The sequence below is a fragment of the Amycolatopsis sp. lyj-90 genome, assembly GCF_046549035.1.
Lineage (GTDB): Bacteria > Actinomycetota > Actinomycetes > Mycobacteriales > Pseudonocardiaceae > Amycolatopsis.
The window spans coordinates 310,856-323,586 of record NZ_JAJPWP010000011.1 but is presented as its reverse complement, the minus strand read 5'-3'; the positions used below and the strand labels follow the sequence as shown (position 1 = coordinate 323,586).

Annotated in this window: 9 protein-coding genes; 2 read left to right on the top strand and 7 right to left on the bottom strand. The window is 64.3% G+C overall.

The window, feature by feature from the left end:
- The 7 genes from ACLJPX_RS35740 to ACLJPX_RS35710 form a co-directional block, all read right to left on the bottom strand.
- Complete coding sequence (locus ACLJPX_RS35740) at window positions 1–1,299, bottom strand: acyltransferase domain-containing protein (protein WP_410604768.1); 1,299 nt, start codon at window positions 1,297–1,299, stop codon at window positions 1–3.
- A gap of 76 nt (window positions 1,300–1,375) precedes the next feature.
- Complete coding sequence (locus ACLJPX_RS35735) at window positions 1,376–2,422, bottom strand: polyprenyl synthetase family protein (RefSeq protein ID WP_410604767.1); 1,047 nt, start codon at window positions 2,420–2,422, stop codon at window positions 1,376–1,378.
- Window positions 2,423–2,609: 187 nt separating this feature from the next.
- Complete coding sequence (locus tag ACLJPX_RS35730; RefSeq protein ID WP_410604766.1) at window positions 2,610–4,181, bottom strand: prenyltransferase/squalene oxidase repeat-containing protein; 1,572 nt, start codon at window positions 4,179–4,181, stop codon at window positions 2,610–2,612.
- Between the two features lie 37 nt (window positions 4,182–4,218).
- Window positions 4,219–5,565, bottom strand: a complete 1,347-nt coding sequence (locus ACLJPX_RS35725; protein ID WP_410604765.1) for a cytochrome P450 — start codon at window positions 5,563–5,565, stop codon at window positions 4,219–4,221.
- Entirely contained in the window at window positions 5,562–6,539 is a 978-nt protein-coding gene (locus ACLJPX_RS35720; RefSeq protein ID WP_410604764.1) for a terpene synthase family protein, read from the bottom strand. Before ACLJPX_RS35720 ends, ACLJPX_RS35725 begins: the two co-directional genes overlap by 4 nt.
- A complete protein-coding gene (locus ACLJPX_RS35715) occupies window positions 6,536–7,990 on the bottom strand; it encodes a cytochrome P450 (protein WP_410604763.1) in 1,455 nt (484 codons plus the stop codon). Before ACLJPX_RS35715 ends, ACLJPX_RS35720 begins: the two co-directional genes overlap by 4 nt.
- 599 nt (window positions 7,991–8,589) lie before the next feature.
- Window positions 8,590–9,744 carry an epoxide hydrolase family protein gene (locus ACLJPX_RS35710; protein ID WP_410604762.1) on the bottom strand — a complete coding sequence of 385 codons (1,155 nt, stop codon included), beginning with the start codon at window positions 9,742–9,744 and terminating at the stop codon, window positions 8,590–8,592.
- Between the two features lie 1,294 nt (window positions 9,745–11,038).
- Here ACLJPX_RS35710 and ACLJPX_RS35705 point away from each other — a divergent pair.
- Both ACLJPX_RS35705 and ACLJPX_RS35700 read left to right on the top strand, forming a co-directional pair.
- Complete coding sequence (locus ACLJPX_RS35705) at window positions 11,039–11,914, top strand: L-tyrosine 3-hydroxylase (protein WP_410604761.1); 876 nt, start codon at window positions 11,039–11,041, stop codon at window positions 11,912–11,914.
- Window positions 11,915–11,919: 5 nt separating this feature from the next.
- Window positions 11,920–12,609: an O-methyltransferase gene (locus tag ACLJPX_RS35700; protein ID WP_410604760.1), complete on the top strand. Its 690-nt coding sequence runs from the start codon at window positions 11,920–11,922 to the stop codon at window positions 12,607–12,609.
- The last annotated feature ends 122 nt before the right edge of the window (window positions 12,610–12,731 follow it).

The following is a 12,731-nucleotide window of genomic DNA, read 5'->3' as shown; positions in this document are numbered from 1 at the left end:
TCACTTGGCCGCTGCGGAAGCCTGCTCCGACACCAGGGCTGCGACTGCCTCCAGCGTGGTGTATTCAGTTATCCGTACGTCCAAGCTTGGAATTTCGTACTTCTTGAGCGCCCGATTGAGCAACTCTGTCTGTCGTATCGAATCGATACCGAGGTCGGCTTCGAGTTCGACTCCTGATTCGAACACGTCGACCGGATAGCCGACCGCTTCCGCATACAGAGACCGCAATTCGCGGAGTACGTCCGAGGCACTCGCCGGATCGAGGTCGACGTGGGGAGTGGGAGCCGCGGAGGGCACATCGGAGGGTACCTCGGCAGGCAGAACGGTGTTCCGGTCGGAGGCGATCGCCGGAACGGCCTTGTCCGGTGCTTTTCGTCGCCGGAGCGGTGTGGCCGTGAGGGCTCCCGCGACTGCTGTGTTCACCAAGTCGACGAGAATCGAACGCGCGCCGCACTCGACGAACCGACGGTAACCGTCACTGTGAACGACCCGGACCGCTTCGAGGAATCGGACCGGCTGAAGTAAGTGCCTACTGAAGACCCTTGCGGCGTCCTCGGCGGTCTCGATGTACCTGCTCAAGGTCGGTGAGTACACTCGCGTTTTCGGTGCGACGATCTTCAAGTCGTCCAGCTGGCTCTGGAATCGCTCCGCAGCGTCTCCGAGAATCCGGTTGTGGAAAGGGTAGGGTATCTGCAGACGTCGACTGCTCACCCCTGCCGCGTCGGCAACGGCCGCGAGCCTGTCGAGTGCCTCGTGTGGGCCCGACACGACAACCTGGTCAGGGCCGTTGTCGGCAGCGAGAGCGAGATGCCAGTCGTCCACAGCGGCCACCAGGTTCTCCGCACGACGGAAGCCGGTTGAAAGGGAGAGCATGCCGCCTGTTACGGGGCCGGCCGCGCGTAACGCGAAGTCACGCTGGCACACCAGGGAGGTGCCGGTGTGCAGATCCACGCAGCCGGCGGCTGTCAGCGCCGCGAATTCACCGAAACTGTGGCCCACCAGCAAGTCCGGACCCGTGTCACCTGCGGTCAGCTGAGTGTAGGCCGCCATCTCGGTAGCGAAAATAGCCAAATGGAGCCTTGCCGGATCTGACGTCACCAGTTGCGTCAGCGAGGGCGCATCGCGGTCGGTCAGCAGCTCGCAGACCTCCGGTCCTCCCAAGGCGGTAGCCGTGCGGTCTACATCGGTCAGGACTCGAGTGACTGCCGGGTCCGTCTCGGCTGTCGCAGCGAAAATCCCTGGCGTGTAGCCGCCTTGCCCTGGGAAGAGGAATACTGACCTCGAATGGTGCCTACTCAAGTTGATCTCCTGTGAATGGGAGCAGCCGTCGAACTTTCGGCGAATATGGCGTGCGCATCAGGCTTCGGCAAGACGATCACCAGGTACGTCGGACGGCCCGGTGCGCGATTTCGATCAGCTGGTCTGTCGGTGACTCCTCGCATCCCGCGATCGTGAGCTGTGAGAGCGCCCTGGCGAGCTCCTCCTCGGCCCGCTCGGTCGCCCAGCGCCGGCCGCCGGCGAGCTCGACGAGTTCTGCGGTCACGGCCTGGTCGATGGGCTTGTCGGAACGGTAGATGCGGCCGAGTTCGATGCCTGCCCCGGTACCGGAGGTCAGCGCGGCCACAACCGGTAAAGACTTCTTCCGCTTGAGCAGGTCGGCTCCAGCAGGCTTACCCGTGACGATCGGATCGCCCCAAATACCCAGCAGGTCATCGACGAACTGAAACGCCATGCCCAGATGCCGGCCGAAGCCGCGCAGTGCCTCGATTCGGTCGACACCGGCTCCCCCTGCCAGAGCGCCGAGCGCACACGAGACCGAGATCAGCGAGGCGGTCTTGCCTGCCACCATCCGTTCACAACGGGACCGGGAGACGGCCGCCGCCGTCTCGAACTCGAGGTCGTCCGACTGGCCTTCGCAGAGTTCTACAACGCTTTGGCTGAGCCACCCGACGGCGATCGACGACCATGGTGCATCGTTGGCGGCGACGACATCTGTGGCCAGGGCCAGCATCGCGTCACCGCCGAGGATCGCCGCCGAAGAGCCGAACATGGTCCACGCCGCGGGGCGACCTCGGCGAGTGCGGTCACCATCCATGACGTCGTCGTGCAGGAGCGAGAAGTTGTGCACCAGTTCCACCGCGACTGCGGCAGGCAAGGCGGCCCCGGCGGAACCCCCGGCCGCCTCGGCGCAAGCCAGTACCAATGCGGGGCGCAGGGCCTTGCCACCGTGCCCGTCGACGGGCCTTTCGCTGGCATCCCACCAGCCGAGGTGATATCCCGATATCCGGCGCAGCGCTTCGGGCAGCTGGTCGATCGCCGCGTGCAACCGTGTCTCGAACGGTCCGCATCCGGCTGTACCTGGATCGGCCATCAGGTCGCTCGGCCATGAGATCGGTTTCACAGACACGTCGGTTCCTTCCACGGCACGAACCGGTAGCTGGTCGGGACGAGCCGACCGGTCCGAATAGTAGCTTCGGCCTTCGGTCAATCTGGGAGCTTCTATGTCTTTAGTGCACTCATGCCGGAATATCGGGCAAGACGAGCCCCATCCACGCGCCGTGGCTCCTGAGGGCGTGAGGACAGCGGGATCCCGTCCACCCGTGCGACGTTCACCCAGAGAGCGTTTCCGCTGATCCCGGATCGGTTCGGCCGGTCTGTCGGCCGGCGTCGGCGAACCGCCTGCTGACGTGACCAAGTGCCATGAGCGCGAAAATGTCCGCCAGTAGGGGAATCCTGAAAACGAAGGGGCGCGGGCCGATCGAGTCGCTGACGGATGGAATGCTTCCGTCTTCGCGCTGATGCCGCAGAAGGTACCGGGCTCCGGCCGCAACGGGTCGCGGATCGTCCTGAGCGCAGAGTGCCATGACCGCGTAGGAGGTGCTGATCGGGTCGCTGGTGACCCCGTCGCGCTGACCCCAGCCGCCGTCATCGTTCTGGCTCTGGAGAACGAAGTTCAGCGCCCGCCGCGCGATCTGCCCTGCGGAGCCCGACAGTCCGTCTGGAATCCGCGACGCCATCAGAACGGCCCGGAAGACGGTATGGAGCCGGCTGCTGCTCCAGTCTGGGGGGAAAGTGCCGTCCGTCAGCTGCTCGTCCGCGAGGAACGACAAACCATCCATCAGGATGCGACGATGTCTCGTGAAGTCAAAGGTGAAGGCGTCCAGCGCCGCGACGGTCATGGAAGCCTCGGCAGCCGAGTCGCGGACGTATGTCGGAAAGCCACCTTGCGCATGACGAACCGCCGTAAGCGCCGACAACCCGCGTTCGACTGCCGGGTCACCGGACGGTCGATGACGGGATTGAAGGAACTGCAGCGCGACAGAGGTGTCGTCCACGTCGGTTTGCAGGGCGATGTCGGTGACCGACCATCCGCCGCCGGGCAGTTGGCAGCGCACCAGCCGATCGGCGATTCTGTCCAGAATGGCCTCCGGCGCGTCGGCGGCGGACAAGGCGATGCCCGCGGTCACCGTGCACCAGGTGTCGGTGTCGGTGACGAAGGGAACGCCGCCGTCGGCCCTTATGTGTCGAAGCGCCTTGCGTACCCCTTCCTCGACCACCTGCTCGGTGCCAGGCAGTCGCCGCAAGGCGTGCAGCGTGAAGAGATGGATGAGGAGATTGCCTTCCCATATGTCGGGTAGCCGCTGGGTGGCCAGTAGAAGATGGACGTCCTGGTCGTCGAGCCTCCCGGTCAGAACACCCTTCAAGGCGGTGACCTGCACCTGAGCCCAGGAATGCAACCCTCCTCGGTGGAAGATGTCATGGCCGTATCGTGGGTCGCTGTCATCGGTGTCGCCGAGGATGGCGAACAGCCCGTCCAGCAGAGCTTGCTTGCGTGCTCCGGTGAAGTGCGGGCTCTTTGCGATCACGTCCCGGCGGAGCTCATCGGTGATCGTCGCGTTCCTTCGCACGGCGGCTTCGGCGATCTCCAAGTCGAAGGGGTCGCTCCCCGGCGGAAGGGTGCGCAAGTAGCGAGCCTGGCGGTCGAATGGTTGTCCGGTGTGCTGAAGAAGTCGTAACAGCAGCGCGGTTTCCAGCGGGCGACTGCGGCAAGGAAGACGAACTGCTCCGGTGGAGTCGACGTGGTTGATGACATGACGGCGCAGGAGGCCGATGGCATCTTCGATGGAGCCGGGTAGCAGCGATGAGGGCCAAGGCGAACAGTGGCGGGCGAATGGGCGCATCGGCGAACCTCTCTGCGTCGTGGTTGCTGAGTGGCGGTCAGAGTCGCCGACGTGACCTCACCGTGACCGGCATTCGATCCGGCCGCAGGGTGACAACGGCTTTCGGGTGGGCGAGACGGTCCGAATCGGCCAGGATCTCCCAGCGTGGGATGAGCGTGGCGAGAATCGTCATGACCTCCGCGATACCGAAGGTTTCGCCGATACATCGGTGGACTCCGGCCCCGAACGGGAGATAGGCGCCACGAGGGAGGTCCCTTCTGCGTTCCGGAAGCCACCTGTCGGGGTCGAATCTCTCCGGGGCGGGATACCATCGCGGGTCGCGGTGCAGCGCGTACGGGCTGTAATAGACGGATGTGCCGCTGGGGATGTGTTGTTCGCCTAGTCGTAAGGGTATCGACACGCGCCGCCGCACCAGCCAAACCGGCGGGAACAGTCGCAAGGCTTCGCAGACCACTCGGTACGTGCAGTCCAGTTTGGCCAGGTCTTCGTGCTCGACCGGCCGACCGTTCAGCACCCGCTCCAGTTCGCTGTGCACGCGCCGATAGCTGGCGGGATTCTGGCTCAGTAGGTGGTAGATCCAGGATGTCGTCGTCGCGACTGTCTCCACGCCGGCCACCAGCATGGTTTTGACCTCGTCCCCGATCTGCCGGGTATCGAGTCCGGGCAGTCCACGTTCATGCGCGTCGCGGAGAATACTCAGGAAGTCGGAGGAAGCGTCAGCAGGCCGTGCGGGACCATGGTTGCAGAGCGCGTCCGAGAGGTGTCGTAGCTTCGCGAGCTCGGCCCTGTAATGCCGTCGCCTCGCGGTAGGCAGCTTGGTCAAGCTTTTGACCGGCGCGAAGGCTTGACGGGCGGCACCGTCCAGGCAGGTGGGCAAGGCGGTGGACACGACGTCGGCCATGGCCTTGGGGTTCTGTACACCGAAGAAGCTCGAGAGCACTCCGGTAGCGGCAATGGCGAGCATCTGCAGGACGAGGTCCAGCGTCTCGCCTTCTCGCCATCGTGACGCCTGAAGCTCCACGGCTCGCCGCAGCAGAGGCACATAGGAGGAAACCTGCGCGTGGTGGAAGGCGGGTTGGAGCAGCCGCCGTTGCTGACGGTGAAACTCGCCATCGGAGCTGCCCAGTCCATTGCCCGTCAGGGCGCGAGTCTTGTCTGCTGTCGAACCACGCCCGACCTGACCGGAGAACTCCGTGAGCAAGCTCCAGACCAGATCAGGTTCGTTGACCAGATAGGCGCGTTTTCCTTGCAGGGTAAGCGATGTGATCGATCCGAAGGCGCGCTGCCGCTCCAGGAATCGCAACGGATACCACCTCAGCCAGAGCTGGTGACCGAATATCGGCAGGGACCCCGGAGCCGCCGGTGCTTCTTCCATGGTGTTCATCTGGCCTCCTGTCCCACCTGTACTTGGTAGCGGTCCGGCCGGGTGATCACGAACCAGTCGTACTGGCCCCGCATCCAGTGCTTCATGCCTTCGAGGCAACGACGTGCGGCCGCACGTGTTTCCGCGGCGAGGGAGAGAAAGTCGGAGTGGCACAGGAGCTCTGTGGCTCTGTCGGTGAAATCCTGGGCTCTTGCGTTTGTCATGTCGACCGCTCGAACAAGGGCCTGTTGTTCGGTTAATCGGCCGTGATGAACGAGGACGTCGATAAGGTTGAATCGAGTTCCTGAACGTCGTTCTTTGCGGTACGAGAAGATGTCGTTGCTCCAGGTGAGCACGTCGGCGCAGGTATCGCAGATCTGTCGCCAGAGTGCAGAGTCGTGCACCTCATCGGGCAGGTCGGCCCGTGTCGCGACCTCGATGAGGTCAATGGTGGGCTTGGCTGCACCTTCCTCTCTGCGGAGTATCAGGAAATCGTTCAGCTCGGGAAGGTTCTCCGTGTCCGACAAGCCGGCGAAATGGATCGCGTGGAGAATATACGTGTTCAAGTGGGAGCTGAACAGATCGCTCCATTCGGAGCTCATGTGTGCCGTAACCTCTCGGTGGAAGTCGGCCACCCCCGTGGTCACGACCTGAGGCAAGGTGGAGACTGGAACACTGTTCATGTCAAAGGCGGTGTCAGTAGGAATACCTTCGGCGAATTTGGTCTCGCTGAAGACTTCTTCGCAAAGATCGTCAAGAGGGAACACCCAGAGCAACCAGTCGGCCACATACCCTATGCTGCCGATGTCGGCCTGCGGTGAGGTGCGGCAGATCAGGTCGGCCATGATTGCGTCATCCTGCACGAAACGTCCCAATCCGGCGGCATCGAGGCGCTCGCGGACAGCGCGTGCTCGCGCTCGGACATGGTGCTCTTCCGCGTATCGGCCGCTCGGGAACGGCAAGGCGAGGGTCGGTGGGCCGACGAACTCGGTCATGCCGGTCGCCTCGGCTGTCCGACGGGCAGCCGCCGCGGGATCATGGGCAACTGGTTCGGTTGCACGGTACCGGTCGCCACCTCCCGGATCCTCTTGCCTGCCAGCGGTTCGAGGCGCCACTGTGAACAGATCGCCGCGAGTGTCGTGGTGACGCCGGCGAGCGCCATCTTCTTGCCGATGCATACGTGCGCGCCCGCGCCGAAAGGGAGGTATGCGCCTCGGACGATCGAGCGCCGACGCTCCGGCGACCAGCGCTCGGGGTCGAACCGTGTCGGCTCAGGGAACCACCGTGGGTCGTGGTGCAGCAGATACGGGCTGTAGACGATTTCCGCGCCGGCGGGGAGCTCCACCCTGCCCAGGCGTACAGGCTTCAGGGTCCTGCGCATGATGAAAGGAACCGGGTACCGTCGGAGTGTCTCGTTGACGACGCCGTTCAAGTAGGTAAGTGAGGTGATGTCATCGATTGTCAAGGCCTTGCGCGTCGGGACGGTCGACAACTCCTCGTGAACTCGCTGGGCGATGTCCGGGTTCCGGAAGATCTCATACAGGGCCCAGCTCAGCGCCGCTGCCGTGGACTCGCTTCCGGCGACGAGCATCGTCATGGCGTGGTCGCGAATCTGCCGGTCCGACAGCGCCTCGCCATCGGCGTCCCTTGCCGCGAGGAGGGACGCGACCAGGTCTCCATGCTCGCTGTTGCTTCCCTTGTCGGTACGCCGGTCCGCGATGATGGTGCCGACTACGTCGTCCATGGCCAGCAGGGCCTTCTTGAACCGAAGGTTCCCGACCGTCGGCATCCGGTCCAAGCCGCTGGGCAGGATCGTCCGGAAAAGCACGCTCTTGAAGAGAATCGGCATGTTCACCCGGATACGGTCCAAATTCTCCTGGGTGAGGTCGGTGGAGAACAGACTGTGTGCCGTGTTCGCCAGTGCGAGGTCCTTCATCTGATCGTCCACGGCGTGAACCTCGTCCGCGATCCAAGACTGTGCGAGCACGACGGCGGAGCTGTGGACGTGTCGAATGTGGGCGGTCACCTGCTCTGCGGTGAAGGCGGATCGAAGGGATTTGCGTTGCTGCTGATGGGACGTGCCGTGAGAGGTCAGAAGAGCATCCCCGAACCACGCGCTCGCTTTCGCCATGAGGCGGCCACGGTCGTAGTCGCGATCACCCGGGACCAGCAACTGGTGGACGATGGCCGGATCGGTGACGACGTAGGCGGGGATCGGGCCGAGCCGGATCTCGACGACCTCTCCGGCCGGCGGCAGTGACGACAGGAACTTCAGGCGGTTGGCGATGAGGGCCGGTGCGTGGCCGACACCGGGCCAGCCACCGGGAGCGGCTGCCGCTCCGGTCTTTCGGGATCCGGTCATCGTGACTCGCAGATTGTTCATCACTACCAGCTTTCCGTTGACAAGAAAACACGGAATGAATGGATTCGGTGAGCTGGTCCTCATATCCGGGCGACGGTTTCCCGCACCGTGCTTCCCGGACCCCTGGGCCATCGTTCGCCGGCCTGTCGGCCTCTTCTCAGGCGGTCGCGCGGTCAAGTGTGAACCTAACTCGCGTGTGTCTGCCTTGTTGATCGCGTAAGACTTACGTCCAGGATTCCAAGACTTTCAGGCAGTGATGCCCGAATCGGCTGGACTGCCGCGCGCGGGGGAGGGGTGAACATCCGCGGCGGGCCATGGAGGTCAGGCCGCGCGTTCCGTCGGGATGGCGGGCCCGTTCCGGGCCGAGGCGCTCTGGCGGAGTCGATCCTGCCCTAGTGAGTGGTGTGGCCGAAAGCGGTGGCAGAGCCCGCGCGAGAGCGAAGGGAGCGGCCACCGTGGTCGACGCGACGGAGGCGCGTGCCGGACGGCAAGTCACGGAGCGATCTCAGCCTCATGCGGAGAGTGACCACAACAAGGCGAGACGTAAGCGAGGTCCGTCTGTGGACGCGTCGCTGGCCGTACCCACATCGGCCGTCGATCCGGGTGCTGCACAGATCCTCGGCCGGAACGTCGCTGACCGGGTAAACGCGGCACAGCGCGGACGACAGCTTGGTCTCAGGAGGTCATCGCACGAGCCGGAAGAAGGAGCGCACCTCCTCGGTGAACACGCCGGGCTGTTCGAAGGCCGCGAAATGTCCACCCCGCTCCAGTTCGTTCCAATACCGGATGTCGGTGAACCGGCGCTCGGCCCAGCGGCGAGACGGACGCGGGGTCTCGTGAGGGAAGATCGAGCAGCCGGTCGGCACGGTGACCGGCTCCGCGGTGGAGCCGGCGAACCAGTTGGACACGTAGGCGAGGCTTTCCCAGTACAGCCTGGCGGATGAGGCTCCGGTACCGGTCAACCAGTAGAGCGTTATGTCGTCGAGCATCGCGTCGCGGCTCAAAGCGAGCTCTGGATCGCCGTCGTAGTCTGTCCAGGCCTGGAACTTTTCCACGATCCAAGCGCACAGCGCGACAGGCGAGTCGACCAGTGCGTAGCCGATGGTCTGTGGCCTTGTCGCTTGCTGATTCGCATACCCGGAACCGTCGATCTGGGCTCGTTCGAGGTCCGCGAGAGACTTCTGTTCGAACGGGGTGAGATCGCCGAACGTCGTCGGATCCGGCGCGGCCAAGGGTGGTACGAGGTGAATGCCCGCCAGCCGCTCCGGCGCCTTCAGCCCCATGAGGGTGGTGATGCTGGTGCCCCAATCGCTACCTTGGGCGCCGTAGCGCTGGTAACCCAGGCTGTTCATGAGGTGGATCCATGCGTCCGCGATGCGCTGGACAGACCAGCCGGTCTCCGTCGGCTTGTCGCTGAAGCCATATCCGGGCAGGGAGGGCACGACGACGTGGAAGGCGTCGGCCGCGTCCGCGCCATGGGCGACAGGATCGGTGAGCGGGCCGATCACGTCCAGGAATTCGAAGACCGACCCCGGCCAACCGTGGGTGAGGACCAGCGGCAGCGCATCGGGGTGCGGCGACCTGACGTGCAGATAGTGGATGCCGAGACCGTCGATCTCGGTCCGGAACTGGGGGAACGAGTTGAGCCGGGACTCCGCGGCACGCCAATCGTAGGTGTCCGCCCAGTACAAGCACAGCACGCGGAGATACGCCGCGGGGACGCCTTGCGACCAATCGTCGACGGTCTCGTTCTCTGGCCAGCGGGTGCGGCGAAGCCTGGCGCGGAGGTCGTCGAGATCTCTTTCTGGGACCTCGACCCGAAAGGGCATCGCGTTCATGCCGAGCGATGTTAGCCGGAGTTCCGCGATGGGCGCACCGCCAGATCGGCGAGTGCTGAAACCGTCACGGCGGTTTGCCGGATCGGGCGGACCGGCAACACCGGCCTGAAGGAGTTCAACAGGGCGATGCTCGAGTTCTTCACCCATCCCGGGAAGTCGCGCTCGCGGACAGGTTGCCGACGTAGCCGTGCAAGGGAAGTGCGCTTCCGGGTATTTCCGGTCGCGTGACCACGTTGTCGGAATTTCGCATGCCTGCCGCGTTCCTGCCGTACTCGAATCGGCGGGTTCCGTCCGTTCCGTGGCTGCCTGCCGATGCAAGATGAGTTCTTGATTCGGCCTTGTCCTATTTCCGCGTACGTCGCTTCGCCCGGGTCTGGGCGATCGCGCGCACTGCCACGTGCTCACCGCCGACGCCATGGCCGGCGCCCGGAGGAACTGGCGGACCGGGTGGCGCGATTTGCCTGAACGGGCAGCATGTCTAACGAAACGTGCAAGGTGGATCGCCGCACGGCCAGGGCGGGCAAGCGACGATCCGGCATCGGGGCCACGGCTCCGGCACACGTCGAAGTGGGTCAAGCGGGATGACAGAACCTGCGGCTCGACATACCACACCAGCGCACGCTTCTGCTGCCAGTCCGGGTGAACCCGGCCATTCACGCTGCGTTCTCGGGCAGAATATGTGTGATCTATCGCCAGGGCCCAGGTTATCGGCGAAAGTTTAGGGCATCTCCAGAGTCGACTGACATATGACGTAACGACAAGAGTTCGAGGACTGGGAAATCGTCCGAAGAGCATCGAGGAGGACTGCCGTGGTTCGAAAGGCTTGCCACGACACATGCTCCTTTGGATGTCATCGGTATCGAGCCGTGCGACCTCGACAGGGTGATGGTGCGGCACAGCGACACCGCGTGTCGGCGCCGTGGCGAATCTGCGAGGCGAACAGGCCAAGCTGGATCGAGGGCAGCTTGCCGACCGGCTCACATGCGCGCCATAAGCCGCCTTTCGCTTGGTGCGCAACACGGTTGTCCCGGGACGGGCATGCGCCGATGGCTTCGGCGGAACAGGCCGGGCCGCCCGTCGCCGGCCCGATGACGGTCCCTGCGATGTCTCACCCGTGTGCCCGTGCCAGGCGGCTGACACATCTCTCGCCCGCGCCGGTGAAAGCCGGGTGGTGTGCCGGACTGGTCACCGCACTCGCCGAAATGGGCGAGCCGAACCACCATGACCGCCCGCCGAATCATGAGGTTCGCACGGCCGCTGACCTGCCTGATCGGTTTCGTGCAGGAGTAATGAGATGAGCGACGCGACTTTGCGCATGCCGGCGCCCTTCGACGGCGCTTCCGAAGGGGTGCTCGCGGACCTGTGGCTACCCATGCCCTCGGCTCGGTTCGCTCCGTGTGACGGCGTTTCTTGTCGAAGGCAGGACAGTACCCAGAACGTCCTTGTCCTCCGGTCGGGACCGAGCACGACCGAGAGCGCCGAAACCTTGGCGTGGCGCCGCTGGTTGCTCGGTCATCACGCTTCATTCGTGGTGTGGAGGCTGATCTGCCGGGCCCTCTCCGAATCAACAGGTCATGGCGGCTGCGATCCGGATACCAGTTCGGCGGTTCACCGCAAGATAACGGCCACAGCCGAGCTGTTCGATGTGTACTCCGCACTGCTGCTCTACTCCGGTTCTTGCACTACGCAGGTCTACGCCGACGTGATCAGGCCTCGCATGATCGCCTGCCATCCGGCGTTCAGCGGGACCTGGTCCAGGGACTACGAGAAGGTGCGAGAGCTGCTGCAACCGCCTTTGCCGGAGTGTGAACCCGGCGCCCGGCTCAAACGTGCTGTCAGATTCAACCGCTTGGTGCACATATCGGTCGCCAAACGCCTGGTGCCCGAGGGTAATTCGCTTCTCCGTGATGCCGGACGGGTCGGCAGCCCACCGGAGAACGACGAGCGGGAACTTTTCGACGCGTTCTTTCGCACCCGCAGGGCCGGGATCTGTGTACACGAATTCGTCGATCAATTGATCGTCCGCACCGAGCTGATCCTCGCGGACCTGGCCGCGTACCCGATCTTCACGCGGTACGGGCGGGACGACCTTGACCGGTTTCAGGGCGGGTTGCGCGATCACTTCGACCGCCTCGCCGACATCGCTTGTGAACTTCTGACGAAAGGCTGAACGGCATGACCACGCCAGGAAAGACAGGACTTCCCGGGACCAAGCTGAAGGCCGTGCCGGTCACCCCCGAACTCGTCGACTACGTTCAGCAACAGGCCGAGCCGCTGTCAGATGTCCAGCGTCGGCTGATCGAGCGCACTCGTCAGCTCGGCCAGTCGTTCGAAATGCAGATCCCGCCGGAGCAGGGCAAGCTTCTTGCTCTTCTCGCCCGGTCGATCCGCGCTCGGACGATCGTCGAGGTCGGCACCTTCACCGGATACTCGACGCTGGCTTTGGCTTCGGGGCTCGAACCCGGCGGGCAGGTGATCACGTGCGACATGTCCGACGAGTGGACGGCGATAGGCAAGGATGCCTGGGCGGAGGCGGGGCTGGACGACCGGATTCGACTGAAGCTCGGGCCGGCCAAGGACACCTTGCGCGAGCTGCCCGCAGGGCTCCTGATCGACCTGGCGTTCATCGATGCGGACAAGGTCGGCTACCTCGACTACTGGGAACTACTTGTCCCGAGGATCCGGCCAGGCGGACTGCTGCTGGCCGACAACGTGCTCTATTACGGCGAGGCCGTCTCCCCGGACGCGGTGGGCAACGCCAAGGCGATCCGGGAGTTCAACGCGCATGTCCTGGCCGACAACCGGGTCGAGTCGGTGATGTTGACCGTCGCGGATGGACTGACCATCGCCCGCAAGAAGTCCTGACCGGCATGGCCTTTCCCGGCTCCCGGTCGGCAACGGGAGATCCTCCTCGAAGAAGCGGAAGGGGCGAGGCCCCGCACGATGCCGACCCCTTGGTGAACGCAAGCCCTTGAGCATATGAGAGG